The organism is Hallella seregens ATCC 51272, assembly GCF_000518545.1.
In the GTDB taxonomy this organism is placed as follows: Bacteria; Bacteroidota; Bacteroidia; order Bacteroidales; family Bacteroidaceae; genus Prevotella; species Prevotella seregens.
This window is the reverse complement of sequence record NZ_JADU01000010.1, coordinates 97569-123631: the sequence shown is the minus strand read 5'-3', so window position 1 is coordinate 123631 and position 26063 is coordinate 97569. Positions and strand designations below refer to the sequence as shown.

Genomic DNA, 26063 nt, shown 5'->3' with positions numbered 1-26063 from the left:
TTATGTCACAAATGAGTGGGCACATCTCCCAGATTATCGGGCCGGTCATCGACGTGTATTTCGACACGCAGGGCCAGGACTCGGAGAAGGTGCTGCCTAAGATTTACGAGGCACTGCGAGTGAAGCGTCCCGACGGTCAGGACCTCATCATCGAGGTGCAGCAGCATATTGGCGAAGACACGGTGCGCTGTGTGGCCATGGACAACACCGAGGGACTGCAGCGCGGCTTGGAGGCCGTGCCCACAGGCAGCCCCATTACCATGCCCGCCGGCGAGCAGATCAAGGGCCGCATGATGAACGTCATCGGCCAGCCCATCGACGGCATGAAGCCGCTCGACATGCAGGGCAGCTACCCCATCCACCGCGAAGCCCCGAAGTTTGACGAGCTCTCCACCCACAAGGAGATGCTGGCCACCGGCATCAAGGTGATCGACCTGCTGGAGCCTTACATGAAAGGTGGCAAGATAGGCCTCTTCGGTGGGGCCGGCGTGGGCAAGACTGTGCTCATTATGGAGCTCATCAACAACATTGCAAAGGGACACGACGGCTACTCGGTGTTTGCCGGTGTGGGCGAGCGCACGCGCGAGGGCAACGATCTCATCCGCGACATGCTCGAGTCGGGCGTGATTCGTTACGGTGAGAAATTCCGCAAGGCCATGGACGAAGGCAAGTGGGACCTCTCGCTCGTGGACCCCGAAGAACTGCGGAAGTCGCAGGCCACGCTGGTCTACGGACAGATGAACGAGCCGCCCGGGGCACGCGCCTCGGTGGCCCTGTCGGGGCTGACGGTGGCCGAGGAGTTCCGCGACCACGGCGGCAAGGACGGCGCACCGGCCGACATCATGTTCTTCATCGACAACATCTTCCGCTTCACCCAGGCGGGCTCCGAGGTGTCGGCCCTGCTGGGCCGCATGCCGTCGGCCGTGGGCTATCAGCCCACGCTGGCCTCGGAAATGGGTGCCATGCAGGAGCGCATCACTTCGACCAAGAAAGGATCCATCACCTCCGTACAGGCCGTGTATGTGCCGGCCGACGACCTGACCGACCCGGCCCCCGCCACCACGTTCTCGCATCTCGACGCCACGACGGTGCTCGACCGCAAGATTACCGAGCTGGGCATCTATCCGGCCGTGGATCCGCTGGCCAGCACCTCGCGTATTCTCGACCCGCTGATTGTGGGCAAGGAGCACTACGAGTGCGCCCAGCGCGTGAAGGAGACGCTGCAACACTACAACGAACTCCAGGACATCATCGCCATCCTCGGCATGGACGAGCTCTCGGACGAGGACAAGCTCGTGGTGAACCGCGCGCGCCGTGTGCAGCGATTCCTGTCGCAGCCGTTCGCCGTGGCCGAGCAGTTCACCGGTGTGAAAGGTGTGATGGTGAGCATCGAGGATACCATTAAGGGGTTCAATGCCATCCTCGACGGCCAGGTGGACGACCTGCCCGAGCAGGCATTCATGAACGTGGGAACCATTGAAGACGCCATTGCCAAGGGCAAGAGACTGCTCGAGGCGGCCAAGGGCTGATGATGCTTACACCTTATTATATATAGGAGAGCTTATGCTGAAGTTGAAAATCGTGTCGCCAGAGAAAGTGGTGTTCGACGGAGAGGTGGACAGTGTGACGGTGCCCGGGACACTCGGCAGCTTCGAGATACTGGACAACCACGCGCCCATCATCTCGTCGCTGGGCCAAGGCAAGGTGGAATACAAGGCGAAAGGCAGGGCCGAAGAACTCCAGGTGCAAGGTGGATTCGTGGAGGTGAAGCAAAACGAAGTGAGCCTTTGCGTGGAGGTGTAGCCCGGGAAATGAAGACGCAACCCTTGAAATCCATTCGCAACATACGCAAGACGGGCATACAGCTGATAGCGGGCGCGGTCCTCGCCGCACTGCTGGGGCTGAACGTGACGGGGCAGATGGCCCATGCCGGCACACTGTGCATCGTGGCGTTTGCCGTGCTGGCGGCATGGCTGGTGGCCATGGCCGTGGTGGGGCGTTTCCGTAACGGGCGGTGACCCGCCGACGAAGAGACGATGGTTTCGCCGTGGATGCTCTTTCTCGCCGCGCTGCTTTTCACCCTGCTGGGCGGGGCGTGGGTGCTGGGCTATGACTTCGTGAAGAAGCATGCGCCGGCCGAACTGCCCAAGTTCTACATACTGATGGCCGTGGTTCGCGTGGTGCTGGTGCTGACGGTGACGGGGACTTACGTCCTGCTGATAGCCCAGAGTGCAACCCAGGCCAAGGCGTTCGCCGTGATGATGCTCGTCATGTATGCGGTGATGATGGCGGTAACACTGAAAATCAAACATTAATACGCATTCAAATGAAATACATCCAACAGATGGTCTGTGTGCTGATGCTCATGCTGCTCGGCGTTCCTGCGGGAGCCGCCGAGGAGGGTGGGGGCAAGTTGAACACGTCGCAAATCGTGGTGGGACACATCAAAGACTCCTACGAGTGGCACGTGACGGACATCGGCGAAAAGCACGTCATCATCAATCTTCCGGTGATTGTGAAAAGCTCCACGGGGTGGCATGTGTTCAGCACGGCCCGCTTTGCCGAGGAGCCCGACGCCAAGGGCTACCGCCAAGGGCCGTTCGGCCTGGCCATAGCCACCCAGGGCGACAACGCCGGCAAGGTGGTCGAGGTGGCGGGAGGCACGGAGATCCGTCCGTTCGACATTTCCATCACCAAGACGGTGGCCGTGATGTTCATCGATGCCGCGCTACTTTTGCTCTGCATCTTGATACCGGCCCGCTGGTACCGCCGCCATAAGGCCAGCGACCCGGCCCCCGGCGGTTTCACGGGACTGGTGGAAATGCTCGTGAGCTACGTCGAGGAGAGCATCGTCAAGCCCGGCGTGGGCGAGGGCTACGAGAAGTATTCGCCTTATCTGATGACGTGCTTCTTCTTCATCCTCACCTGCAACCTCATGGGCATCATGCCGTTCCCGCCCGGCGGCGGCAACGTGACAGGCAACATCGCCGTGACGTTTTTCCTGGCCCTGTGCACGTTTGTCGTGACGCAGTTCAGCGGTTCGAGGCACTACTGGAAGGACATTTTCTGGCCCGACGTGCCTCTGGCTCTCAAGGCTTTCCCACTGATACCCCTCATCGAGTTCGTGGGTATCTTCACCAAGCCCTTTGCCCTGATGATCCGACTTTTCGCCAACATGATGGCCGGACACGCCATCGCGCTGTCGCTCACCTGCATCATCTTCGTGGTGGCAGTCATCGGCGGGCCCACGTTCTACGGCATGACGGCGCTGAGCGTGCTGATGAGCGTCTTCATGATGTGCCTGGAATTTCTGGTCTGCTTCATTCAGGCCATGGTGTTCACCATGCTCAGCTCCATCTTCATCGGCCTGGCCCGTGCCAGGGCCGAAGCCTGAACGGCTGGGACGGAACGGGCGGTTCGGGCAGGAGGAGCCCGAGGTTCAAGCAATAGAAAACAAAACATTGAAGATAATAACATTAAAATTTTAGAACTATGATTTCAACATTGTTATTGGCTGCCGCTGCTGACGGCATTGCAAAGTTAGGCGCCGGTGTAGGCGCAGGTCTTGCCGCTATTGGCGCTGGTATCGGTATCGGTCGCATTGGCGGCCAGGCCATGGACGCCATGGCCCGTCAGCCGGAGGTCATGAGCAGGATTTTCACCAACATGATTGTGGCAGCCGCGCTGATCGAGGGCGTTGCCCTGTTCGCAGTCGTGGTTGCTTTCCTCTGCATCTAACCGTCGAAAACAGGACATACTGCGTATGGATTTATTAATGCCAAGTACTGGTCTGCTCTTCTGGATGACGATAGTCTTCCTCGTGGTGCTTGCCGTCTTGTGGAAATGGGGCTTCCCCGCCATCACCAACATGGTGCGGGAGCGCAAGAACTACATTGACGAAAGCCTGCGGAAGGCGCACGAAGCCAATGAGAAGCTGGCCAACATACAACAGGAAGGGGAATCCATTCTGCAGGAAGCTCGCGAGAAACAGGCCGCCATCTTGAAAGAGGCCACCGAAACCCGCGAAGCCATTGTTGCGAAAGCCCAGGGCCAAGCCAAGGAGGAGGGAGCCAGGTTGCTCAGCGACGCCAAGAGCGAAATCGAGGCGCAGAAGCAGCAGGCCATCCGCGAAATACGGGCCCAGGTAGCCGAGCTCTCGGTGAAAATAGCCGAGAAAATCGTGCGCGAGCGGCTTTCGTCAGACGACAAGCAGATGGAATTGATAGACAAATTGCTGGACGAAGTCTCTGCAACGGAACCGGCAGACAACCAATAAGCAGGCTATGGATTTAGGTGTAATATCGGTCAGATATGCCCGGGCACTGCTCAAAAGTGCCGTGGAGCAGAAACGGGAGGCTGAGGTTTACCGGGAGATGCAGACGCTCGCACAGAGCTATCTCCAGGTGCCTGGGCTGCGCCTCACGATAGACAACCCGATGCTTGGCAGGGACAAGAAGCGGATGGTGCTGGAAACGGCCGTCGGGGGAACACCCACGGGACTGACCAGCCGCTTTCTGCAGCTTGTGCTCAAGGAGCAGAGGGAGAGCACCCTGCAGCTGATGGCCAACGCTTATGTCACGCTCTACCGCAAGCAGAAGAACATCACCCGAGGCCAGCTCACCACTGCCGTGCCCGTGTCGCCCGAAACGGAACGCCGCATGAAGCAGATGGTGGAGCGCAAGACTCATGGTACCGTAGAGTTCAACACGGAGGTGGATCCCGACATCCTCGGCGGATTCATCCTTGAGTACGACACGTATCGCATGGATGCCAGCGTGAAGTCTAAGTTGAACAGCATTCTGGTACAACTCCGTAAGTAAGGACAAGGAGGGCTGCCCTCCTTGCTTTCATCCTTTAATCAAAAACAAACAAATGTCAGATAAAATAAAACCAAGCGAAGTGTCAGAGGTGCTGCTGAAGCAGTTGGCCGATGTCAACTCGGACGAGCAGTTCGACGAGGTGGGCACTGTGCTGACCGTCAGCGATGGCGTGGCCCGTATCTATGGCCTCCGCAATGCCGAAGCCAACGAGCTGCTGGAGTTCGAGAACGGCACGATGGCCATTGTCATGAACTTGGAAGAAGACAATGTGGGCTGCATTCTTCTGGGCCCGACGGCTGGTATCAAGGAGGGCCAGACGGTGAAGCGCACCCACCGCATCGCTTCGATCCGGGTGAACGACAACTTCCTCGGCCGTGTGGTCAACCCGCTGGGCGAGCCCATCGACGGCAAGGGAGACATTGACCTCGCGGAGGCTTTCGAGATGCCGCTGGACCGCAAGGCGCCGGGCGTGATCTATCGGCAGCCGGTGAAGGAACCGCTGCAGACGGGCCTCAAGGCCGTGGACTCCATGATTCCCATCGGGCGCGGCCAGCGCGAGCTCATCATCGGCGACCGCCAGACGGGCAAGACCGCCGTGGCTGTGGACACGATCATCAACCAAAAGGACAACTATGAGGCCGGTCGCCCCGTGTATTGCATCTATGTGGCTATCGGCCAGAAAGCCAGCACCGTGGCCGCCCTCGTGCAGACCCTGAAAGAGCACGGCGCCCTGCCTTACTCGATCATCGTGAGCGCCACCGCCGCCGACCCTGCGGCCATGCAGTATTATGCGCCGTTTGCCGGTGCCGCCATCGGCGAATATTTCCGCGACCGCGGCTATCACGCCCTCGTGGTCTACGACGATCTCTCGAAACAGGCCGTGGCCTACCGCGAGGTGTCGCTCATCCTGCGGCGCCCGTCGGGCCGCGAGGCTTATCCCGGTGACGTGTTCTACCTGCACTCCCGACTGCTGGAGCGTGCCGCGCGCATCAACGATCAGCAAGAGGTGGCCGAGCAGATGAACGACCTGCCCACCTGCATGACGGGCCATGTGCGCGGTGGCGGCTCACTCACCGCCCTGCCCATCATCGAGACCCAGGCCGGCGACGTGTCGGCATATATTCCGACCAACGTTATCTCCATCACCGACGGACAGATTTATTTGGAGACCGACCTCTTCAACCAAGGCTTCCGTCCGGCCATCAACGTGGGCATCTCGGTGTCGCGTGTGGGCGGTTCGGCGCAGGTGAAGAGCATGAAGAAGGTGGCCGGCACGCTGAAGATAGACATGGCGCAGTACCGTGAGCTGGAGGCTTTCTCCAAGTTCTCGAGCGACATGGATGCCGTGACGGCCATGACCATTGATCGCGGACGCAAGAACAACCAGCTGCTCATTCAGCCCCAGTACAGCCCCATGCCGGTGGGCGAACAGATTGCCATCCTCTATTGCGGCGTGCACGGACTGATGCACGACGTGCCGGTGGAGCAGGTGCGCGGCTGTCAGGACCAGTTCCTGGAGCAGATGCGCTCACAGCACCAGACAGTGCTCGACACGCTGGCCGACGGTCGGCTGGAGGACGACGACATCAAGACCATCGAGGCCGTCATGGCCAACATTGCCGGACAGTTTAAAAAGTGAGGGTAGCCTATGCCGTCATTAAAAGAGATCAAAACGCGCATCGCATCCGTCCAAAGCACCCGCAAGATTACGAGTGCCATGAAGATGGTGGCTTCGTCGAAGCTGCACCATGCCCAGACGGCCATACAGAACATGCTGCCCTATGAGAATCAGCTGGAGCATATTCTGAAGGCTTTTCTGGTGTCCATGCCCGATGCGCAGAGTCCTTTCGACGAGGATCGGCCCGACATCAAACGGGTGGCGCTGATTGTCTATTCGTCCAACAGCTCGCTGTGCGGCGGGTTCAACAGCAACGTCATCCGCATGATGCAGCAGACGATTGGCGAGTACCAGGCCCTCGGCATCACCGACATCACCATCTATCCCATAGGGCGACGGGTGGCCGAAAAGGTGAGCAAACTGGGCTATCAGCCGGCCGGCGACTTTATGGAGTTGGCCGAGAAGCCCAACGCCAAAGACTGCGCGGCCATCGCTACGGAGATTGCCGGGAAATTTGCACGGCGCGAATTTGACAAGGTGGAGATGATTTATCACCACTTCAAGAGTGCCGGCACGCAGATTCTCACCCGGCGCATGTTCCTGCCCATCGACCTCTCGACCGAACAGATTGGGGCCTACAACGACCGTGACCTCTCTTCCAACATGGTCACGGCCAAGGCGCAGGAGTATCTCCGCAGGAAAGGACATGTGGGTGGACAGGGTGCGCAGACCGAGGTGAAGCCGCTCAACGACGACTTCATCGTGGAGCCCGACAAGGAGTCGGTGCTCTCGGTGCTCATCCCCAAGCTGCTCAACCTGATGGTCTACACGGCCTTGCTGGACAGTACGGCCTCGGAGCATGCCGCCCGCATGGTGGCCATGCAGACGGCTACCGACAATGCCGACGAGCTGTTGCGCGGCCTCAACCTGCAATACAACAAGAGCCGACAGGCCGCCATCACGAGCGAGCTGCTCGACATTGTGGGTGGCAGCGTCAACAACTGACGCTGCACGCACACCGATCACAATACCAACAAGCGTGGGGTACGGTTATCAGGCCGTACCCCACGCTTGTATTGGTCCGCAAGCTCCATGCTGTTTCGAGGAGCTGCAATAGGATTATCTTATAAGAAACTTGGTTGATGAATCCTGGTCAATCATATTTTATGCTTAACTTTGCAACTGTTTTTAATGATTTTTTAAGTATGAGGATTAAACAAAATGCCCTTTGGCTTGTTGGTTTTGCTTTTGTTTTAAGCATATTCGCAACGGCATGCAGTTCGGATGACCATTCCGCGGAAACGATTTATCACCAGAGTTATGTTCAGGGAAAGGTGAACGGCATCCCTGTTTCCATGGACGACAGGAATGAAATGGTGAGCTCTGATAAGTCTTTGTACGAATTTAAACGTACCGGCTTCGGGGAGACAGAGAAGAACAGCCTTGATTGGGAGGTGAAACTTGTGGAGAACAAGGACTCTGTAGTGACGCTGTTTCTGCACATTAATGACTTGCAGACATCGAATACAGTGATATATTCTCCAAATGCAACAGGGGGAGTGCAGTCTGAGAGCACTTGTTACATAGAAATCAAGAATCAGAGGACTGGCAACAAGGTGGTTTATCACCCGACGCAGCCGAAGCCCACTCGTGTCCGCTGGGAGACGTTTACAGCGATGTTGGATGATAAAATAGAATATCAGAAAGGACTCACGATTAAGTACAGAACCCACCAGTGGCCTGGCATAGACGGGAAATTGGAGGGCGTGTTCACGGAGGACAGCCCGCAGAAAAAGACGGTAGACGTGAAGTTTGACTTTAAACTTTACTAATCGTCCGCGGCGTTTTGCTGATAAAGGGGGATGTGTCAATACAAGATAACGGAGGTTTGCTTGTAGAGACACACCCCCTTGTCTTGAACGAATTTCCCGCGAGAAATGTTCACTTCCCGTTGTCTTGGACGAATTTCCTGCGGGAAATGTTCACTTCCCGTTGTCTTGGACGAATCGACGGCCGTCAACGTTCACTTCCCGTTGTCTTGGACAAATTGACGGCCGTCAATGTTCACTTCCCGTTGTCTTGAAAGGAAATCTGTTTAGAGTATTCCGGCCTTTCCCACTACGATGAGCAAGCTGAAACCGATGAGCAATGAGATGAGGCCCGTGGCCAGACCGGCCTTGACCATGTCTTTCTGCTGGATGAGACCAGTGGAGTATGCGATGGCGTTGGGCGGTGTGGAGATGGGCAGCGACATGGCGGCCGAGGCTGCCACGGCAATGCCGATGAGCACGGTAGGCGTGCCGCCGATGATGTTCAGCTTGTCGCCCATGCCCTCGCACACCACGGTAAGAATGGGTATCATGAGGGCCGCCGTGGCGGTGTTGCTGATGAAGTTGGAGAGGAAGAAGCAGACCAGACCTGAAATAATCAGGATGACGATGGGGCTCCAATCACCGAAGGGGATGGACTCGATGGCCACTTTGGCCAGTCCGGTGCCGTTCATGGCCATGCCGAGGGCGAATCCGCCGGCCACCATCCAGATGACTCCCCAGTCGATGTCCTGCAGGTCTTTGGCTGTGATGACGCCGGTAAAGGCAAACACGGCGATGGGAAGCATGGCCACGGTATTGGCGTTCACGCCGAACTGCTTGCCGAAAACCCATAGCAGGATGGTTGCGGCAAAGGTGACGCCCACCACCACGGTGCGCCAGTTGCGGTGCATGTCGCCGGCAATTTCCAGTTCGATGGTTTTCTGCGAGAACGGGAAGAACCTGCGCAACAGTAGCCAGGCAATGGCCAGGAGTATGATTACCAGCGGGGCCATGACCATCATCCACTGGCCGAAACCGATGTTCATGTTGAGTCCGGCAGGGTCGTTGAGCACTTTATAGGCAAAGGCGTTCGGCGGTGTGCCGATGGGTGTGCCCATACCGCCCAGGTTGGCGCCGATGGGGATGGCCATCGTCAGGGCGATGCGGCCCTTGCCGTTGGCCGGCAGCGACTTGAACACCGGCGTGAGGAATGTGAGCATCATGGCCGCCGTGGCGGTATTGGAGATGAACATGGAGAAGACACCTGTAATCAGAAGGAAGCCCAGCAACACATTCTCGCTCTTCTTGCCAAACGGGCGAATCAACGTCTTGGCCATCCATACGTCCAGTCCCGACTTGGTGGCGGCGATGGCCAGAATGAATCCACCGAGGAAGAGGATGATGGTAGGGTCGGCAAAGCAGGCCATGATACCTACGGAGTCGAGTAGCTGCCCGTATTCGCCCTCCGAGCCTTGCATGAACTTGAACGAGGAGTCGCTCACGCAAAAGAGCAGTACAAAGATGATGGTGACCGAGGTGGCCCAGGCCGGTATCGACTCGGTGAGCCACAGCATGACGGCCATGACGAAGATGGCGATGACGCGCTGCTGTACAACGGTGAGCCCCTCGATGCCGAAAACAGCGATGGGCAGATTCCAAACAATCAGGGTAAAGAGTGCGGTGAGGAGGAACCAGAAAGCTTTTTTCTTGTGAAAATCGCCCGTGAGAACCTTCTTGACGGTTTCTTGCATAATGTAAATAGTTTAGGTTTTATAGATAATTTGTGTTGTGTGTGGCAGGTTGGGTCGCAAGGTTTAGGTGGTCGGCCCACCGAGGTCAGGTCGTTGTTGTTTGTGGTTAAGGCTGTGAGGAGGGGTAAAATCCGGAATCCCATGCCGCCGTCCGGTGCAGACAGGGCATGGGATTTCGGGGTTATTGGGTGTTGCTGCCGCCTTGATCCTCTTTCATGTTGCCCTCAATGTAGAGGCGGGTCATCTCTGGTACGCCGTTGGTGCGTATGGTGATGGTCTTTTTAAAGTGGCCGGGAAACTTGCCCTTGCCGTTGTATGTGACGGAGATGGTTCCCTTCTCGCCGGGTTTGATAGGCGTCTTGGTGTAGGAGGGGACGGTGCATCCGCAGCTGGCTACGGCCTGATTGATGATGAGGGGCTGGTCGCCCACGTTGGTAAAGGTGAACGTACATTTCTGTACGGGGCTGCTTTCCGGGAATGAGCCCAAGTCGCAAGACAGCTTGTCGAATTTGATTTGTGCCTGTGCGAAGGCCATATTCAAGCCCGCAATCGCGAGGATTGCTACCATGATAAGTCTTTTCATACGCTTTCTTTTTGATGATTCATTCATGATAAGACGTGCCGCCGGAGCAAAAGTTACAGGCCCGGCGGCCGTTTCTGATTCATTTTCGGTCGTCTTTGATTAATTTATAGTATTCCGCAGCTCCCAGCAGGAAGCATCCGGTGCCATAGTCTTCAAAGTCGGGCACGCTGGTATAGGTGACGGGCTGGCCGGCCGATGGGTCTTTACCCGTGCCTTGCACATAGCCCAGAAAGCCGTCGGCATGCACGCAGTCGCGCTCCAAGGCCCTCCATGTGTGGTCGCAGACGGGGCGGTAACCCTTGGCTTTGAGCAGTTTTTGGCTGATGCCCCAGCTCATGCCATAGAGGAAAAGTGCCGAGCCCGTGAGCTCCTTGCCCTCATAGTTGGTCGAGACAAGGCTGGCGTTCCATAGTCCGTCAGCGCGCTGGCAGCCGGCAAAAGCCTTACTCATGAGCAGGAAATCTTTCTTCAGCTCATCGTAGTATTTGTCTTTCTTGCCGATGGTCTCCAGCACGCGCACCAGCGCGGCATACACCCATCCGTCGCCCCGGCTCCAGTAGCATTCCTTGCCGTCGGGCTCCTTGTAGGGCGGCACATAGTCCTTGTCGCGGTACCATAGCCCCGTTGCCTCGTTGAACAAGCCTCCTCCGCAGGTGTTGCGGCTCCACCGATAGCTCTCCATGGCATAGTCCATGTACTTGCGCTCGCCGGTGTATTTGTACATCATGGCATAGAGCGGCATGGCCATCTGTATGGCGTCTATCCACGTCCAGTAGTCGTGTCGGCCCGTAGCCATCTGGTGGTCCAGATTCTCGCGCAGCTTGTCTGTCAGCCCGGAGCCGCCCTCTTCGGTATAGGGCAGCAGCATCAGATAGGTCTGGCCGCAGCACTGGTCGTCGGCATCGGTGGTGGTCACCCCGTTTCGTGGCGACCACTGATGGAAGTTGGCCCACTGCAAGGCATAGTCCACTTGCTGCTGTTCCGGGCTTATCTCTTGCAGGGCCATGAGCCCTTCATAATAGACGGCACGTGTCCACAGGTTGCTGGGCCGCTCTCTTTTGACAAAGGTGGGCCGCGTGGGGTCGGCATATTTCGTCATGAAATAGCGGTTGGCCTTTTGTGCAGTGGCCAGCACCTCGCCCGCAGTCTGGGCCATGGCGGCCGCAGACAGGAACAGAAAGGTGAGAAGCAGCAGTTTCTTTCGCATGTTTTTGCTTGTTTTTAACCAGCAACAAAGATACGAAAAATAAATACGTCCGCCTAAGTTTGGCATTTATTTTTTCCCGCTTTCGCAAAAAAGTAGTAATTTTGCGTCATTATTATATCATCATATTTATAAATATGTATAGAACAAATACCTGTGGGGAGCTGCGGCTCTCGGATAAAGGAAAAGACGTGACGCTGGCAGGATGGGTGCAGCGCACCCGCAAGATGGGCGGCATGACCTTTGTCGACCTGCGCGATCGGTATGGCATCACGCAGCTTGTGTTCAACGAAGCCGACGACAAAGCCCTCTGCGACCAGGCCAACAAACTGGGCCGCGAATACTGCATCCAGGTGAAAGGCACCGTGAGCGAGCGTCAGAGCAAGAACGCCAAGATGGATACCGGCGACATCGAAATCATTGTCCGTGAGCTCTCCGTGCTGAGTCCGGCGGCGACGCCCCCGTTCACCATCGAAGACAATACCGACGGCGGCGACGACCTCCGCATGAAATACCGCTATCTCGACCTGCGTCGTGCTGCTGTGCGCAAGAACTTGGAGCTGCGCCACCGCATGACCATTCTCATCCGTAACTTCCTCGACGGCCATCGGTTCATGGAGGTGGAGACCCCCATTCTCATTGGTTCCACTCCCGAGGGAGCCCGTGATTTCGTGGTGCCCTCGCGCATGAATCCCGGCCAGTTCTATGCTTTGCCCCAGAGTCCGCAGACATTAAAGCAGCTGCTCATGGTGGCTGGGTTCGACCGCTACTTCCAGATTGCCAAATGTTTCCGTGACGAAGACCTGCGTGCCGACCGTCAGCCGGAGTTCACGCAGATAGACTGCGAGATGAGTTTCGTGGATCAGGACGACGTGATTGACCTCTTTGAGGACATGGCGCGCCATCTGTTCCGGGAGATTCGAGGCGTGGAACTGCCCAAGCTGGAGCAGATGACGTGGCACGAAGCCATGCGTCGTTTCGGCTCCGACAAGCCCGACCTGCGTTTCGGCATGGAGTTCGTGGAGCTCAAGGATGCCTTTGCCGGCAAGGGCAGCTTCTCCGTTTTCGACGAGGCTGCCTATATCGGCGGCATCTGTGTGCCCGGCTGTGCCGACTACAGCCGCAAGCAATTGAACGAGCTTACCGACTTTGTGAAGCGTCCGCAAGTGGGTGCCAAGGGGCTGGTGTTCATCAAATACGGAACCGACGGCAGCGTCAAGAGCTCCATCGACAAGTTCTACAGTCCCGAGGTGCTGCTTGACATCAAGGAGAAGATGGGGGCCAAGGACGGCGACTTGGTGCTGATTCTCTCGGGCGACAACGCCAACAAGACACGCGTTCAGCTTTGCAGCCTGCGCCTGGAGATGGGCGACCGGCTGGGCCTGCGCGACAAAAATGTGTTCAAATGCCTGTGGATTGTCGACTTCCCGCTCTTTGAATGGAGTGACGAGGAACAGCGGCTCATGGCCACGCACCATCCTTTCACCATGCCCCATCCCGACGACATTCCCTTGCTCGACGAGCATCCCGAGCAGGTGCGCGCCAAGGCTTACGACTTCGTGTGCAATGGCATCGAAGTGGGTGGCGGCAGTCTTCGTATTCATGACACCCGGTTGCAGGAGCGCATGTTCGAGGTGTTGGGCTTCACGCGCGAGCGTGCCGAGGCACAGTTCGGCTTCCTGATGAATGCCTTCAAGTATGGCGCACCGCCCCATGCCGGCCTGGCTTTCGGCCTCGACCGCTTTGTAAGCATCATGGCCGGGCTCGACAGCATCCGCGACTGCATTGCTTTTCCGAAGAACAACAGCGGCCGCGACGTGATGCTCGACGCTCCCTCGCAGATCGACGACAAGCAGCTCGACGAGCTTCAGATTCGCGTAGACCTGAAGAAATAACCCCATTCATCCATCAACAACAATCCCGCAGGTGCCTGTGCATCTGCGGGATTGTTGTTTTCGCCCCGGTGAACCGTCGCTGTGAGCTATATATAATAAGGTGTGGGGCGGTTTTATTAGAGCTCCGCTCTGCTCAATTCAAAATTCATAATTCAAAATTCAAAATTGTAGGGCCGCCTTACTTGAGCTCTGGCTCTGCTCAATTCAAAATTCATAATTCAAAATTCAAAAGTGCAGGGCAGTTTTATTTGAGGTCCAATTCTACCGGGCAGTGGTCGCTGCCCATGATTTCGGTGTGGATTTTGGCATCGGCAATGCGGTCGCGCAGCCGGTCAGAGGTGATGAAATAGTCAATGCGCCAGCCCGTGTTCTTCTCCCGGGCACGCATGCGGTAGCTCCACCAGCTGTAGGTCACCTGTTCGGGGTAGAGCGTGCGGAAAGAGTCGAGAAAGCCGCTGCCCAGCAGTGTGGTCATCTTCTCCCGTTCTTCGTCGGTGAATCCGGCATTGTTGTGGTTGGTTTTGGGGTTTTTGAGATCCATCTCTTCGTGGGCCACGTTCAGGTCGCCGCACATGATGACGGGCTTGTTCTTGTCGAGTCGCATCATGTATTCGCGGAAGTCGTCCTCCCATGTCATGCGGTAGCCCAGCCGGCGAGGCTTCAGTTCGCCCTTGATCGTGTCCTGCGAGTTAGGCGTGTAACAGGTGATGAGGTAGAAGTCGGGGTATTCCAGCGTGATGACACGTCCCTCGTGGTCGTGTTCCTCCTTGCCGATTCCGTAGGTCACACCGAGCGGTTCGTGGCGGGTAAAGACGGCCGTGCCGCTGTAACCTTTCTTTTCGGCATAGTTCCAATAGGAGCGATAGCCGTCGAACTGCAGGTCGATCTGTCCGGTCTGCAGCTTGGTCTCTTGCAGACAGAAGAAGTCTGCGTCCAGTTCCTTGAAGTAGGCCTCGAAGCCTTTGCTGGTCACGTTGCCGGCATCGTCGGTCTTGGGCTTGACGCAGGCGCGCAGCCCGTTGACGTTCCAAGAGATGAATTTCATGTTTCTGTGGTTTGTTGGTTGTTGCCTGTTGCTGAAAACTATCTTTGACGGAGCAGGTTCATGAACTCCTCTCGCGTCTTGGCCTGGTTGAATGCGCCGCTGAAGTCGGAGGTTGTGGTGATGGAATTCTGCTTCTCCACGCCCCGCATCTGCATGCACATGTGCTGTGCTTCGACCACCACCATCACGCCGAGGGGCTTCAGCGTGTCCTGAATGCAGTCCTTGATTTGCTGTGTGAGCCGTTCCTGCACCTGCAAACGGTGGCTGAAAATATCGACCACGCGTGCTATTTTGCTCAGTCCGGTGATGTATCCGTTGGGGATATAGGCCACGTGTGCCTTGCCGAAGAAGGGCAGCATGTGGTGTTCGCACATCGAGTAGAAGTCGATGTCCTTGACGATAACCATCTGGTTATAGTCCTCCTTGAAGAGTGCGTCGGTGAGCACCTTGTGGGCGTCCTGGGTGTAACCGCGCATGAGCACCTGCATGGCCTTGGCCACGCGCATGGGCGTCTTGAGCAGTCCCTCGCGCTGTGTATCCTCTCCCAGGAGGGCCAGCACCTGCCGGTAATGGGCGGCGAGCTCGTCCAGCCCGTCGCGAAACTCTGTTTCTGGATTCATGTCTGCCGGTTATCCTAATACTGAATCGTAATCATTCCTTTCACAATGGTGGCCGAACTGTAGCCCATCGCCTTGACTTGCCGCAGCATGTGCTCCGCCTCCTGATAGCTGCGATAGTTGCCCACGCGGCAAATCCAGCGCGGCGAATAGAAGTGGACGTAGACGGGCTGGTCGGGGAATTTCATCTTGATAGCCTCGCCAATCTGCTGTGCCTTCTGCTTGTCCATGCGCGTGTTGCCTCCTGCAAAGGCCTGTACGCGGTAGCCTGTCACCTTGCGGGCGTCGCGCATCACCTTTTTGCGCATGTCGATGGTGGGGATGCTCATCTCGTCGTCGTCGCTGTCGGGCTTTCGGTTCTCGGCTTTCTCGGCCGTGCGGGGCTTCTCCGCCGCATTCGCTTTTTCCGTGGGCACCGTGTTCTCGACGTTGCGCGCGGCCTCGTTCCTGCCCGGCGTCCTGGCCTCCTGCGGGGTCTTGGCGGTGGTGGGAACCGTAGGTTTCGTGACCGGCGTGGCGGGTTTGGCGGCCGGCTTGTCTGCATTTGTGGTGCCGTTCACCAGCGCGTCTATGGCCTTGCTCTGCGTCACGGTCACCTTGCCCTGCCCCGCCTTGCTCTGTTGCAGGTGTTCCAGATAAGTCTGCGCGTGTGCCGTCAGTGCAGAAACCAGCGCAATCGCCGTCAGTAGGATGAATCTTTTCATCTTCATGTCAATGCTCAACAAGGGGCCTGGCCCCGTCCCGACGCTCCGTTTGTGCGTGCATCGGGGCCGGGTGCCAAGCCCTGTGTCTTGAGAAACAGGTGGTTACTTCTTCCAAGCGTCGATGATGCCCTTGAAGTCGGCAGCCTTCAGCGAGGCACCGCCGATGAGTCCACCGTCGATGTTGGGCTTGGCAAACAGCTCGGGAGCATTGCTGGCCTTACAGCTGCCGCCATAGAGAATGGTGGTGTCCTCGGCCACGTCCTTGCCGTATTTGTCGGCTACGATCGAGCGGATGTAGGCCAGCATCTCCTCGGCCTGGTCGGAAGTGGCGGTCTTGCCGGTGCCAATGGCCCAGATGGGCTCGTAGGCCAGCACGATGTTCTTCCATTCCTCGGCCGTGAGATGGAACACGGAGCCGTCGAGTTCGGCCTTTACCACTTCGTTCTGCTTCTCTGCCTCGCGCTCCTCGAGCGTCTCGCCGCAGCAGAAAATTACTTTCAGTCCGTTGGCCAGAGCCAGCTGAACCTTCTCCTTCAGAATCTCGGCGGTCTCGCCGTAGTACTGGCGACGCTCGGAGTGGCCCAGAATGACATACTGTGCGCCGGTGGACTTCACCATGGCGGCAGACACCTCACCCGTGTAGGCGCCCTTGTCCTTGTCGGCGCAGTTCTCGGCGCCCAGCTCCACCACGCGCTGGTCCAGCACATCGGCCACCTTAGCCAGGTGGATGAACGGCGTGCAGATGACCACGCCGCAATGGGGCTTGTCTGCCACCAGCATGTCGTTGATTTCCTTGGCCAGGGCGATGCCCTCCTGCAGGTTCTCGTTCATTTTCCAGTTGCCTGCTACGATTTTCTTTCTCATTTTCTTTCTTTTGTTTAAATGAAACTTATGCTATGATAACATGATTGCACGTTGTGGGCTCAGCTGTCCGCCTTTTCGGCCGCTTCTTCCTGCCTGTTGTCTTTTGCGTTCCTCCTTTTCAGCCTCTTGCCTCGCCGCAGGAATCGGGTCCATGCCCATGTGCGGTCGGCCAGCGCAAGGCCGATGAGCGGCAGGAAAAACCAGGCCAGCACCTTGGAAATGGTCTTGCCCGCGGTGTCGTCGGGCAGGTGCCCGATGTCGAGTTTGTCGAGCGGTTGCCGCAGTTCCTCCTCCTGGGGCAGGTCGTTGTGGCTCCATTTGCGGATGATGGTACCGTCTTTGAGCAGCATGAGCCCCGGATTGCTGCGTATCATGGTCTTGAGCGTGGTCTCGTCGGTGAGGCAGAACGGGTACTCGGCTCCCGTAATGTCTTCCCAGTGCCGGATGTCTTTCTCGTTGGAAGCCGTGAGACAATAGAACGGAATCTTCTGTTGCTGGGCGTACTCGTAGATTTGATCGATGTTGCCGAAGTTGGAATCGTCGGCCGTGGCAAGGTGTGGCGAGATGAGCAGGAACGTGTAGCCGCGGTGCGCGAGCACCTCGTCGGTGATGTCGTCGCCCTCGGACAGTTGGATGGAGAAGTCGTGTATGGGGGGCACATAGCCCTCGCGGGTCTGCACCGTGCGCGAGTCGATGAACTGCCAGGTGGAGTCGGGATAGTCGTCGAGCGAGAACTCCCGCCGCTCGCCGTTCTTCTCCATGACGAACGTGGTCTCGAACTGCGGCTGCTCTGCACCCTCCGGAATCTCCATGGCCTGCCTGATATTCACCCCGATGTGGTAGGGGCGGAAATCGAAAAGAGGGAGCCGGTAGAGGCAGTAGAGGCTGGTGAGCAGGATGAAGAGCACGGTGAAGTTGATGGCAATCCACTGGTTGCTCTCCGAGATGAAGCGGTACATCCTGAGCGGCCAGCGGCTCAGCACGAGGGCGCAGCCCAACAGCACCACGTTCTTGAGCAGTGTCTGGCCGTTGGTCAGCCTCACGGCGTCGCCGAAGCAGCCACAGTCTTTCACCGGGTTGGCCACGACGAGCCACAGCGCAATGAGCGTCATGACGGCCATCAGGGCCAGCGAGAGCCGCGAGGCCAGCCGGCGGCGGATGGCGAAAAGCACGAAAATGCCCAGCGCAAACTCCAGTGCCGACAGCAGCACCGACGCGCCCAGCGTGAGCAGGTCGGGCACCAGTCCCTGCAGTCCGAGGGCCGCCAGATAGTCCTGTATCTTGTATTGCGTGCCGAGCGGATCCACGGCTTTGACGAATCCCGAGAAGACAAACGTCAGCCCCAGCACCAGGCGGCACGCGTTGACGGGCAGCCGCAGGAGCTGCTCGCGGAGCCACACAGTCTTCCGGGCCTGTGCCGGCGACGGTCTTCCGTCTGTAGGTTTCTCTTGCTCCACGGGGTTCAGTCGGCTTGTTCTTTCAGTCGGATGACGCCAAACACGGCATAGTTGATGATGTCGGCGTAGTTGGCGTCGACCCCTTCGGACACCAAGGCCCCACCCTGCAGGTCCTCGAGTTCCTTGATGCGCTCTATTTTGGTCAGAATCAGGTCGGTGTAGCTGCTCACGCGCATGCCCCGCCACGCCTCGCCGTAGTCGTGGTTCTTGCGCACCATCAGGTCGAAAGCCTTGGCGGCATGGGCATCGTAGAGGGCCAGTGCCTCGTCGGGGGTGAGGTCCACACGGTCGGCAAAGCCACGTTCCAGCTGGATGAGGCCCACGATGCCATAGTTCACGAGGGCCACAAACTCCGGCCGGATGCCTTCGCCCACGAGCGACCGCCCCGTGATTTCCAGCGAGCGGATGCGCATGGCCTTGATGAAGAGCTGGTCGGTGAGCGACGAGGGGCGCAGGATGCGCCACGAGGCGCCGTAATCGTGCAGTTTCTTGGTAAAGAGGTCGCGGCACTCGGCCATGACCTCCTTAAACTGTTGGTCTGTGTTCTGTTCTGCCATAATTCGGTGCAAAGATAGCGATTTTAATCGAAAAAGGGGGAAAGCCTCCCCCCTTTTTGCCCTCCGGGGCCCATCGCTTCTCATTTTTTTGTCTTTCGGTGAATCACGCGCACGATGCCGCAGAGCGCATCGTAGCGCACCTGCAGCGAGTCGCGGCGCACGCGGAGCCGGTTTTTGGGCCCAATGCGGGTCTCGGCCTCGTAGGCCCGAATGGTGGCCTGCAGGGCCGAGTCGGTGCGCGCGATGTCGGCTTGGGCCAGTCGCAGCGAGGCCTCCTGCCAGATGTGCAGGGCCCGTTGCCGCGACTTCAGGGCCTGTGGATGGCGGTCGCGCAGCTGGCGTATGGCGTTCAGCGTCTCGGTGTAGGCCTGTCGCTGGTAGAGCGAGTCGATGCGGTGCATCAGCGGGGCGGCCTTTTCGTCGGCCGAGGGCTGGCAGCTCGCCAGGGCGGCGGCTGCGCAGAGCAGCAGCGCCGGGCGGGCGACGGCGGCGCGCCAGCTGGCCCGGGGGATGGAGAGGGGGTTGTTCATGATGAGTGCAAACTTACGGAATTTTTGCGAGATTACGGGCTTGCCGCCGAGAAAAAAGCGGCGAAAGGCCCGCAATCGTGAATATTTTCGTAACTTTGCAGCCGCTTTTCAACAGGACATTCACAGTTCACGATACCATCATGCGACAACTCAGCGACGCCGATTTGGCCCGTCTTCTCGATCAGGATATATTTCATCTTATTTCAGAGGCTGCCGACAGCCTGCACCTGGAGTGCTATGTCGTGGGCGGATACGTGCGCGATCTCTTCCTGGAGAGGCCGTCGAGCGACATCGACGTGGTGGTCGTGGGCAGTGGCATCCAGGTGGCCAGCCGGCTCAAGGAACTGCTGGGGCGCAGGGCCCACCTCGCTGTTTTCCGCAATTTCGGCACGGCGCAGGTGAAGTTCCGTGGGCAGGAGGTGGAGTTTGTGGGTGCCCGCCGCGAGAGCTACAGCCACGACAGCCGCAAGCCCCACGTGGAGGACGGCACCCTCGAGGACGATCAGAACCGCCGCGACTTCACCATCAACGCCATGGCCGTGTGCCTGAACCGTGAGCGTTTCGGCGAGCTTGTCGACCCGTTCGATGGCATTGCCGACCTCGAGGACGGCATCATCCGCACGCCGCTCGACCCCGACATCACTTTCTCCGACGACCCGCTGCGCATGATGCGCTGCGTGCGTTTTGCCACGCAGCTCAAGTTCTACATCGAGGACGAGACGTTCGAGGCCCTCGGCCGCAATGCCCACCGCATCAAGATCATCAGTGGAGAGCGGGTGGAGGAGGAGCTCAACAAGATCATGCTGGCCGACCAGCCCAGCCGCGGCTTCGTCGATCTGCACCGCTGCGGCCAGCTCAAGCTCATCCTGCCCGAGCTGGCCGCGCTCGACGTGGTGGAGACACGCAACGGCAGGGCCCACAAGAACAACTTCTTCCACACGCTCGAAGTGGTCGACAACCTGTGCCGGGCGCAGCGCCAGCGACTGGCCGACCTGCGTGCGCGGCTGGCCGCCGCGCCCCCCGACAGCCCCGAGGCCGAGCAGCTGCACGCCGAGTTGCAGCGCATGCAGGAGCATTGGCTGTGGCTGCGCTGGGGCGCCTTGCTCCACGATATAGGCAAGCCTCGCAGCAAACGGTGGGACAACGTGCAGGGCTGGACCTTTCACAACCACAACTATCTGGGGGCCAAGATGGTGCCCGGCATCTTCCGTCGGCTCAAGTTGCCCATGGACAGCAAGATGAAATATGTGCAGAAGCTCGTAGATTTGCACATGCGTCCTATCGCCATGGCCGACGAAGAGGTGACCGACAGCGCCGTGCGCCGCCTGGTGAACGATGCCGACGACGACGTGGATGAGCTGATGATGCTCTGCGAGGCCGACATCACCAGCAAGAACCGGGTGAAGAAACAGCGGTTCCTGGAGAACTTCAGGCTGGTGCGCGAGAAGATAGCCGACCTGCTGGAAAAGGACTTCCGCCGCCAGCTGCAGCCCTGCATCGACGGCAACGAAATCATGGAGATGTTCCATCTGCCGCCCTCGCGCGAGGTGGGCACCCTGAAGCAGACGCTCAAGGATGCCGTGCTCGACAACCGGGTGCCCAACGAGCGCGAGCCCCTCATGCAGCTGCTCATGGAGAAGGCCCGGCAGATGGGGCTGGCCTGAACGGGCAGGGGGCATTTCAGCAACGCTTTTTCGCCTTGGCTTTGCGGCGTAAACGCGCGGCGATTGCGCCGTTGCCGCCCGCCCGTTACGGTGCAATCGCCGTGCGTTTGCACCGTCATGAAAATGCCGTGGCGCCGTTGCCAATATGCCACGGTGCCGTCGCGAAGACCTTGCCGCCCTTTCATGGCCATGCCGCAGTGCCGTCGCGGCATGGCGGCCACCTCGTCCTGCCACTCTGCTAAAAAGAAAGAATCTTTGTTAAAAAACTACGGACGCGTGTCGGGTTTCCACCAATCTTTCGTAATTTTGCACTGCAAAAACTAAAAAAGACAGTTTAGTTTTGTTTCCCGGACGGCTTGGGGCCCCGGTGCCAAGCGTGGGCACAGGCTGCCGCCGACGGGTGTATCGGGCATATTAATATTAATTTTAAATAGGTATGAAGATTAAGAATTGTTTGTTCGTTTCAGTCATGGCCGTAGCTCTCGTGTCGTGTGGCGGCAAGGGCCGCGGCAGTCTGGCCGACCTTCAGGACAATGAGTTTGCCGTACGCACGGTGGGCACGCAGAGTGCAGACATGCAGACCACCTATCCTGCCACCATCAAAGGCATTCAGGACGTGGAGGTGCGCCCCAAGATTTCAGGCTTTATCACCAAGGTGCTGGTGCATGAAGGCCAGGCCGTGAGGGCCGGACAGGTGATGTTCACTATCGACAGCGAGACCTACCGGGCCGCCGTTCGCCAGGCCCAGGCCGCCCTGAACACGGCCCGTTCACAGGCCAATACGGCCTACCTGACCTACGAGAACAACAAGAAACTCTTTGCCCAGCGCATCATCGGACAGTACGAACTCTCCACCTCGGCCAACAGTTATGCCACGGCCCAGGCCAGTGTGGCCCAGACTCAGGCGGCTCTTGCATCGGCCCAGGAGACGCTGGCATGGTGCACCGTCAAGGCTCCGGCAGCCGGTGTGGTGGGCAGTCTGCCTTTCAAGGTGGGCGCGCTGGTGAGCGCTTCCAATGCGCTGACCACCGTTTCTGACGTTTCGACCATGGAGGTGTTCTTCTCCATGAGCGAGGGCGAGATACTCGACATGACCAAGGCTTCGGGCAGTGCCGCCGCCGCCATCAGTCAGCTGCCGGCCGTGAAGCTGCAACTGGCCGACGGCACGGTCTACGACCATCCGGGCAAGGTGGTGAAGATGAGCGGCGTGATCGACGCCAACACGGGCTCGTACTCGCTCATCGCCCATTTCGCCAATCCGCAGAAGCTGCTCAAGAGCGGCGGCGCCGGCCGGATTATCATTCCCCGCGTGAGCAGCAACTCCATCGTGATTCCGCAGGAAGCCACCTCGCAGGTGCAGGACAAAGTGTTTGTTTATCTCGTGGGCAAGGACAACAAGGTGAAGTACAGCGAGATAACGATAGACCCGCAGAACGACGGAAAGACCTACGTGGTGACGGGAGGCCTGCACGCCGGCGACCGCATTGTGACCAAAGGCATCACCAAACTGGCTGACGGCATGGAGATAAAACCCATCACCGAGGCCCAGTATCAGAAGAAGATAGACGATGCTGCCAAGCTCGGCGCCGCCCAGGGCAATGCCGGCGACTTTGCCAAGGCCATGGGAGGAAAGTAAGTATAAGGAGACTCAAAGAAAAAAGATATGTCGTTTTCTAATTTTATCAAGCGCCCGGTACTGTCCACGGTGATCTCCATCTTCTTCGTGCTGCTGGGTACTATAGGCTTGGTTTCGCTGCCCATTGAGCAGTATCCGGACATTGCTCCGCCCACCATCTCGGTGATGACAACCTATCAAGGCGCCGATGCCAGGACGGTGATGAACTCCGTGATTACCCCGCTGGAGGAGAGCATCAACGGTGTGGAGAACATGGCCTACATGACCTCGACGGCCACCAACGCCGGCATGGCCATGATAACCGTGTTCTTCAAGCAGGGATCCGACCCCAACATGGCTGCCGTGAACGTGCAGAACCGCGTGTCGCAGGCCCAGGCCCTGCTGCCGTCGGAGGTGACCCGCGTGGGTGTCACTGTGTCGAAACGCCAGACCTCGAACGTCATCATGTATTCGCTGACCACCGAGGACGGCCGCTACGACTCCAAATTCCTCACCAACTACAACAACATCAACATCATTCCGTTGCTCAAGCGTATCAATGGCGTGGGCGACGTGCAGACCTTCTCCACCGAAACCTATTCCATGCGCATCTGGCTCGACCCCGGAAAGATGAAAGAATACGGCCTCGTGCCGGGCGACGTCACGGCTGCCCTGGCCGAGCAGAACATCGAGGCCGCCCCGGGCTCGTTCGGCGAGCAGAGCGACGTAGCCTACGAGTACACCCTGCGCTACAAGGGCCGTCTCTCGACGGTGACCGAGTATGAGAACATTATTCTCACAAGCAAGACCACGGGAGAGACGCTCTATCTCAAGGATGTGGCCAAGATGGAACTGGGTAGTTTGCAGTATAATGTGCACATGCGCAACAACGGCCACGAGGCCACGATGGGCATGGTGCAGCAGATTGCTGGCTCCAACGCCACCAATATTGCCAACGACGTAAAAGCTGCACTGGCCGAGGCACAGAAGAGCATGCCGCCGGGCATGGAGTACACCATCGAGCAGGACGTGACAGAGTTTCTCTTTGCCTCGATTGCCGAGGTGGTGCGCACGCTGATTATCACACTGGTGCTGGTGTTCCTCGTGGTCTATATCTTCCTGCAGGACATCCGCTCCACGCTCATTCCCATGATTGCCGTGCCGGTGGCTCTGATCGGTACGTTCCTGTTCCTCTGGGTGTTTGGCTTCTCCATCAACCTGCTCACGCTGTCGGCCCTGCTGCTGGCCATCGCCATTGTGGTGGACGATGCCATCGTGGTGGTCGAGGCTGTACACGCTAAACTCGACCAGGGTTACGACAATGCGCTGACGGCTGCCATCGACGCCATGAATGAAATTTCAGGTGCCATCATTTCCATCACGCTGGTGATGTCGGCCGTGTTCGTGCCGGTGTCGTTCATCGGAGGCACTTCCGGCACGTTCTATCGCGAGTTCGGCGTCACCATGGCCGTGTCCATCGTGATCTCTGCAGTCAATGCCCTCACGCTGTCGCCGGCCCTCTGCGCCATGTTCCTCAAGCCCCACAAGGAGGAAGACCACCGGAAGTCAACTTTCGTGAGCCGGTTCCACGCCGGATTCAACCGTGTGTTCGAGAAAGCCACCAACAAGTATAAGAAAGGTGTGGAGCGGCTCATCAACCACCGTATAGCGACGGCCATCACCGTCGTGACGGGCATTGCGGCCCTTGTGGCGACCATGTCGCTCACGAGTACAGGCTTGGTACCCAACGAAGATACGGGCACACTCTTCGTGACTATTTCGGCTGCTCCCGGTACGAGTCAGGCCCGCACGCAGGAGATTGCCGACCAAGTGGATCGCATGCTGGCCACCAATCCGGCCATCCAGCGCCGTGAGGCCGTGGTGGGCTACAACTTCATTGCCGGCCAGGGAACCGACCAGGCCACTTTCATCATCAAGCTGAAGCCTTTCGAGGAGCGTGAGTCGAAGAACATCTTCGCCCGCATCAAGGATGCGCTCTCCGGCCAGGGAGCCGCCGCCCTCTTCGTGAACCCGAAAGAAGCCAACATGGTGCTCGGCATGATCTACAAGCAGACGGCCACCATCAAGGATGCCCAGATACTGGCATTCGGCCCGCCCATGATTCCCGGTTTCTCGGCCAACAACAGTGTTGCAATGACATTGCAGGATAAGACGGGCGGTGATCTCGACCGCTTCTTCCGGGTGGCGCAGGACTATCTCAAGGAGCTCAACAAGCGTCCGGAGATTCAGAACGCCATGACCTCCTACAACCCGAATTATCCCCAGTACATGGTGGACGTGGATGTGGCCAAGTGCAAGCAGGCCGGCACCACGCCAGCTTCGGTGCTGTCCACGCTACAAGGCTACTTCGGCGGCCTGTATGCCTCCAATTTCAACGCCTACGGTAAGCTCTACCGCGTGATGATTCAGGGTAGCGTGGCCAGTCGCATGCGTCCCGACGAGATGAGCAACATCTATGTAAGGCTGGCTTCGGGCAGCATGGCCCCGGTGAGCGAGTTTGTGAAGCTGAGGCGTGTCTATGGCCCGTCCAACATCAACCGCTTCAACCTCTTCACCTCCATCAACCTCAATATTACGCCCAACAGCAGCTACTCTACGGGCGATGCGCTGAGGGCTTGCGAGGAGGTGGCGGCCGATTACCTGCCCGATGGCTACGGCTATGAGTACTCGGGACTGACCCGTTCTGAGGCCGAGTCGAGCAACTCCACGGCGTTGATCTTCGCCCTCTGCCTGGTGTTCGTGTATCTGATTCTGAGCGCCCAGTACGAGAGTTACCTGCTGCCGCTCTCCGTGATCCTCTCGATTCCGTTCGGTCTGGCCGGTGCCTTTATCTTTACGATGCTCTTCGGCCACTCCAACGACATCTATATGCAGATCTCGCTGATTATGCTTATCGGCCTGTTGGCCAAGAATGCCATTCTGATTGTGCAGTTCGCCCTCGAGCGTAGAGAGACGGGTATGGCCATCCGCTACTCGGCTATCCTTGGTGCGGCAGCCCGTCTGCGTCCTATCCTCATGACGTCGCTGGCCATGATTATCGGTCTGCTGCCGCTGATGTTTGCCTCTGGTGTGGGCAAGAACGGCAACCAGACATTGGGTGCAGCAGCCGTCGGAGGCATGCTGATTGGCACGTTGGTGCAGCTCTTTGTAGTGCCCGCACTGTTCGTCATCTTCCAGTGGTTGCAGGAGCGTTTCCGCCCGATGGTCTTCGAGGATGAGGTGAATCACGATGCCGTGGCCGAGCTCCAGCAGTATGCCCATTCCTGCAAGCAGATCACGTATAAGAATCAGTTTGATGAAGAATAAC

Annotated in this window: 25 protein-coding genes; 15 read left to right on the top strand and 10 right to left on the bottom strand. The window is 58.2% G+C overall.

Annotated features, from left to right (window positions below):
• Positions 1–2 precede the first annotated feature (2 nt).
• The 11 genes from atpD to L888_RS14855 all read left to right on the top strand — a co-directional run bounded on the left by atpD (position 3) and on the right by L888_RS14855 (position 8270).
• Positions 3–1529: a F0F1 ATP synthase subunit beta gene (atpD, locus tag L888_RS0104740; protein WP_005845968.1), complete on the top strand. Its 1527-nt coding sequence runs from the start codon at positions 3–5 to the stop codon at positions 1527–1529.
• Between the two features lie 34 nt (positions 1530–1563).
• The gene (gene atpC / locus L888_RS0104735) at positions 1564–1803 is read left to right on the top strand and encodes an ATP synthase F1 subunit epsilon (protein WP_005845970.1); all 240 of its coding nucleotides are present in this window, start codon (positions 1564–1566) and stop codon (positions 1801–1803) included.
• An 8-nt stretch (positions 1804–1811) separates the two neighbouring features.
• Positions 1812–2018, top strand: coding sequence for a hypothetical protein (locus L888_RS0104730; protein WP_027952045.1), 207 nt, complete (start codon positions 1812–1814; stop codon positions 2016–2018).
• Positions 2019–2036: 18 nt separating this feature from the next.
• Positions 2037–2315 (top strand): hypothetical protein, encoded by a 279-nt coding sequence (locus L888_RS0104725; protein ID WP_245594823.1) that lies wholly within the window; start codon positions 2037–2039, stop codon positions 2313–2315.
• 11 nt (positions 2316–2326) lie between these two features.
• Positions 2327–3394 carry a F0F1 ATP synthase subunit A gene (gene atpB, locus L888_RS0104720; protein ID WP_027952043.1) on the top strand — a complete coding sequence of 356 codons (1068 nt, stop codon included), beginning with the start codon at positions 2327–2329 and terminating at the stop codon, positions 3392–3394.
• A 98-nt stretch (positions 3395–3492) separates the two neighbouring features.
• Complete coding sequence (atpE, locus tag L888_RS0104715; protein ID WP_027952042.1) at positions 3493–3738, top strand: ATP synthase F0 subunit C; 246 nt, start codon at positions 3493–3495, stop codon at positions 3736–3738.
• 25 nt (positions 3739–3763) lie between these two features.
• Complete coding sequence (gene atpF / locus L888_RS0104710; protein ID WP_005845977.1) at positions 3764–4276, top strand: F0F1 ATP synthase subunit B; 513 nt, start codon at positions 3764–3766, stop codon at positions 4274–4276.
• A gap of 7 nt (positions 4277–4283) precedes the next feature.
• Positions 4284–4820, top strand: a complete 537-nt coding sequence (locus L888_RS0104705) for a F0F1 ATP synthase subunit delta (protein WP_005845978.1) — start codon at positions 4284–4286, stop codon at positions 4818–4820.
• Between the two features lie 52 nt (positions 4821–4872).
• A complete protein-coding gene (gene atpA, locus L888_RS0104700) occupies positions 4873–6459 on the top strand; it encodes a F0F1 ATP synthase subunit alpha (protein ID WP_027952041.1) in 1587 nt (528 codons plus the stop codon).
• A gap of 9 nt (positions 6460–6468) precedes the next feature.
• Entirely contained in the window at positions 6469–7443 is a 975-nt protein-coding gene (locus L888_RS0104695) for a F0F1 ATP synthase subunit gamma (RefSeq protein ID WP_005845980.1), read from the top strand.
• Between the two features lie 200 nt (positions 7444–7643).
• Positions 7644–8270: a DUF5025 domain-containing protein gene (locus L888_RS14855; protein ID WP_245594822.1), complete on the top strand. Its 627-nt coding sequence runs from the start codon at positions 7644–7646 to the stop codon at positions 8268–8270.
• A 263-nt stretch (positions 8271–8533) separates the two neighbouring features.
• Here the strand turns inward: L888_RS14855 and L888_RS0104680 are convergent, their stop codons facing one another.
• The 3 genes from L888_RS0104680 to L888_RS0104670 all read right to left on the bottom strand — a co-directional run bounded on the left by L888_RS0104680 (position 8534) and on the right by L888_RS0104670 (position 11790).
• Entirely contained in the window at positions 8534–10000 is a 1467-nt protein-coding gene (locus tag L888_RS0104680; RefSeq protein ID WP_027952040.1) for an SLC13 family permease, read from the bottom strand.
• A gap of 181 nt (positions 10001–10181) precedes the next feature.
• Positions 10182–10583 (bottom strand): DUF1573 domain-containing protein, encoded by a 402-nt coding sequence (locus tag L888_RS0104675; protein WP_005845990.1) that lies wholly within the window; start codon positions 10581–10583, stop codon positions 10182–10184.
• A 79-nt stretch (positions 10584–10662) separates the two neighbouring features.
• Complete coding sequence (locus L888_RS0104670) at positions 10663–11790, bottom strand: glycoside hydrolase family 88 protein (RefSeq protein WP_027952039.1); 1128 nt, start codon at positions 11788–11790, stop codon at positions 10663–10665.
• A gap of 134 nt (positions 11791–11924) precedes the next feature.
• Between L888_RS0104670 and aspS the strand changes: the two genes are divergently transcribed.
• Positions 11925–13682, top strand: coding sequence for an aspartate--tRNA ligase (gene aspS, locus L888_RS0104665; RefSeq protein ID WP_027952038.1), 1758 nt, complete (start codon positions 11925–11927; stop codon positions 13680–13682).
• Positions 13683–13926: 244 nt separating this feature from the next.
• On the opposite strand, the gene L888_RS0104660 is transcribed toward aspS, so the two are convergent.
• The 7 genes from L888_RS0104660 to L888_RS0104630 form a co-directional block, all read right to left on the bottom strand.
• A complete protein-coding gene (locus L888_RS0104660; protein ID WP_027952037.1) occupies positions 13927–14727 on the bottom strand; it encodes an exodeoxyribonuclease III in 801 nt (266 codons plus the stop codon).
• A 38-nt stretch (positions 14728–14765) separates the two neighbouring features.
• A complete protein-coding gene (gene folE, locus L888_RS0104655) occupies positions 14766–15347 on the bottom strand; it encodes a GTP cyclohydrolase I FolE (protein WP_027952036.1) in 582 nt (193 codons plus the stop codon).
• A gap of 14 nt (positions 15348–15361) precedes the next feature.
• Positions 15362–16048, bottom strand: coding sequence for an SPOR domain-containing protein (locus L888_RS0104650; protein WP_027952035.1), 687 nt, complete (start codon positions 16046–16048; stop codon positions 15362–15364).
• 102 nt (positions 16049–16150) lie between these two features.
• Complete coding sequence (gene tpiA / locus L888_RS14850; RefSeq protein WP_005846002.1) at positions 16151–16912, bottom strand: triose-phosphate isomerase; 762 nt, start codon at positions 16910–16912, stop codon at positions 16151–16153.
• 59 nt (positions 16913–16971) lie between these two features.
• A complete protein-coding gene (locus tag L888_RS14845) occupies positions 16972–18369 on the bottom strand; it encodes a BT_3928 family protein (protein ID WP_027952034.1) in 1398 nt (465 codons plus the stop codon).
• 5 nt (positions 18370–18374) lie between these two features.
• Positions 18375–18926 carry a DUF1599 domain-containing protein gene (locus L888_RS0104635; RefSeq protein WP_005846006.1) on the bottom strand — a complete coding sequence of 184 codons (552 nt, stop codon included), beginning with the start codon at positions 18924–18926 and terminating at the stop codon, positions 18375–18377.
• A gap of 80 nt (positions 18927–19006) precedes the next feature.
• A complete protein-coding gene (locus L888_RS0104630) occupies positions 19007–19456 on the bottom strand; it encodes a hypothetical protein (protein ID WP_245594821.1) in 450 nt (149 codons plus the stop codon).
• Between the two features lie 140 nt (positions 19457–19596).
• On the opposite strand from L888_RS0104630, the gene L888_RS0104625 reads away from it, so the two are divergent.
• The 3 genes from L888_RS0104625 to L888_RS0104615 all read left to right on the top strand — a co-directional run bounded on the left by L888_RS0104625 (position 19597) and on the right by L888_RS0104615 (position 26062).
• A complete protein-coding gene (locus L888_RS0104625) occupies positions 19597–21120 on the top strand; it encodes a CCA tRNA nucleotidyltransferase (protein ID WP_027952032.1) in 1524 nt (507 codons plus the stop codon).
• A gap of 436 nt (positions 21121–21556) precedes the next feature.
• Positions 21557–22756 carry an efflux RND transporter periplasmic adaptor subunit gene (locus tag L888_RS0104620; protein ID WP_027952031.1) on the top strand — a complete coding sequence of 400 codons (1200 nt, stop codon included), beginning with the start codon at positions 21557–21559 and terminating at the stop codon, positions 22754–22756.
• A gap of 27 nt (positions 22757–22783) precedes the next feature.
• Positions 22784–26062: an efflux RND transporter permease subunit gene (locus L888_RS0104615; protein ID WP_027952030.1), complete on the top strand. Its 3279-nt coding sequence runs from the start codon at positions 22784–22786 to the stop codon at positions 26060–26062.
• The last annotated feature ends 1 nt before the right edge of the window (position 26063 follow it).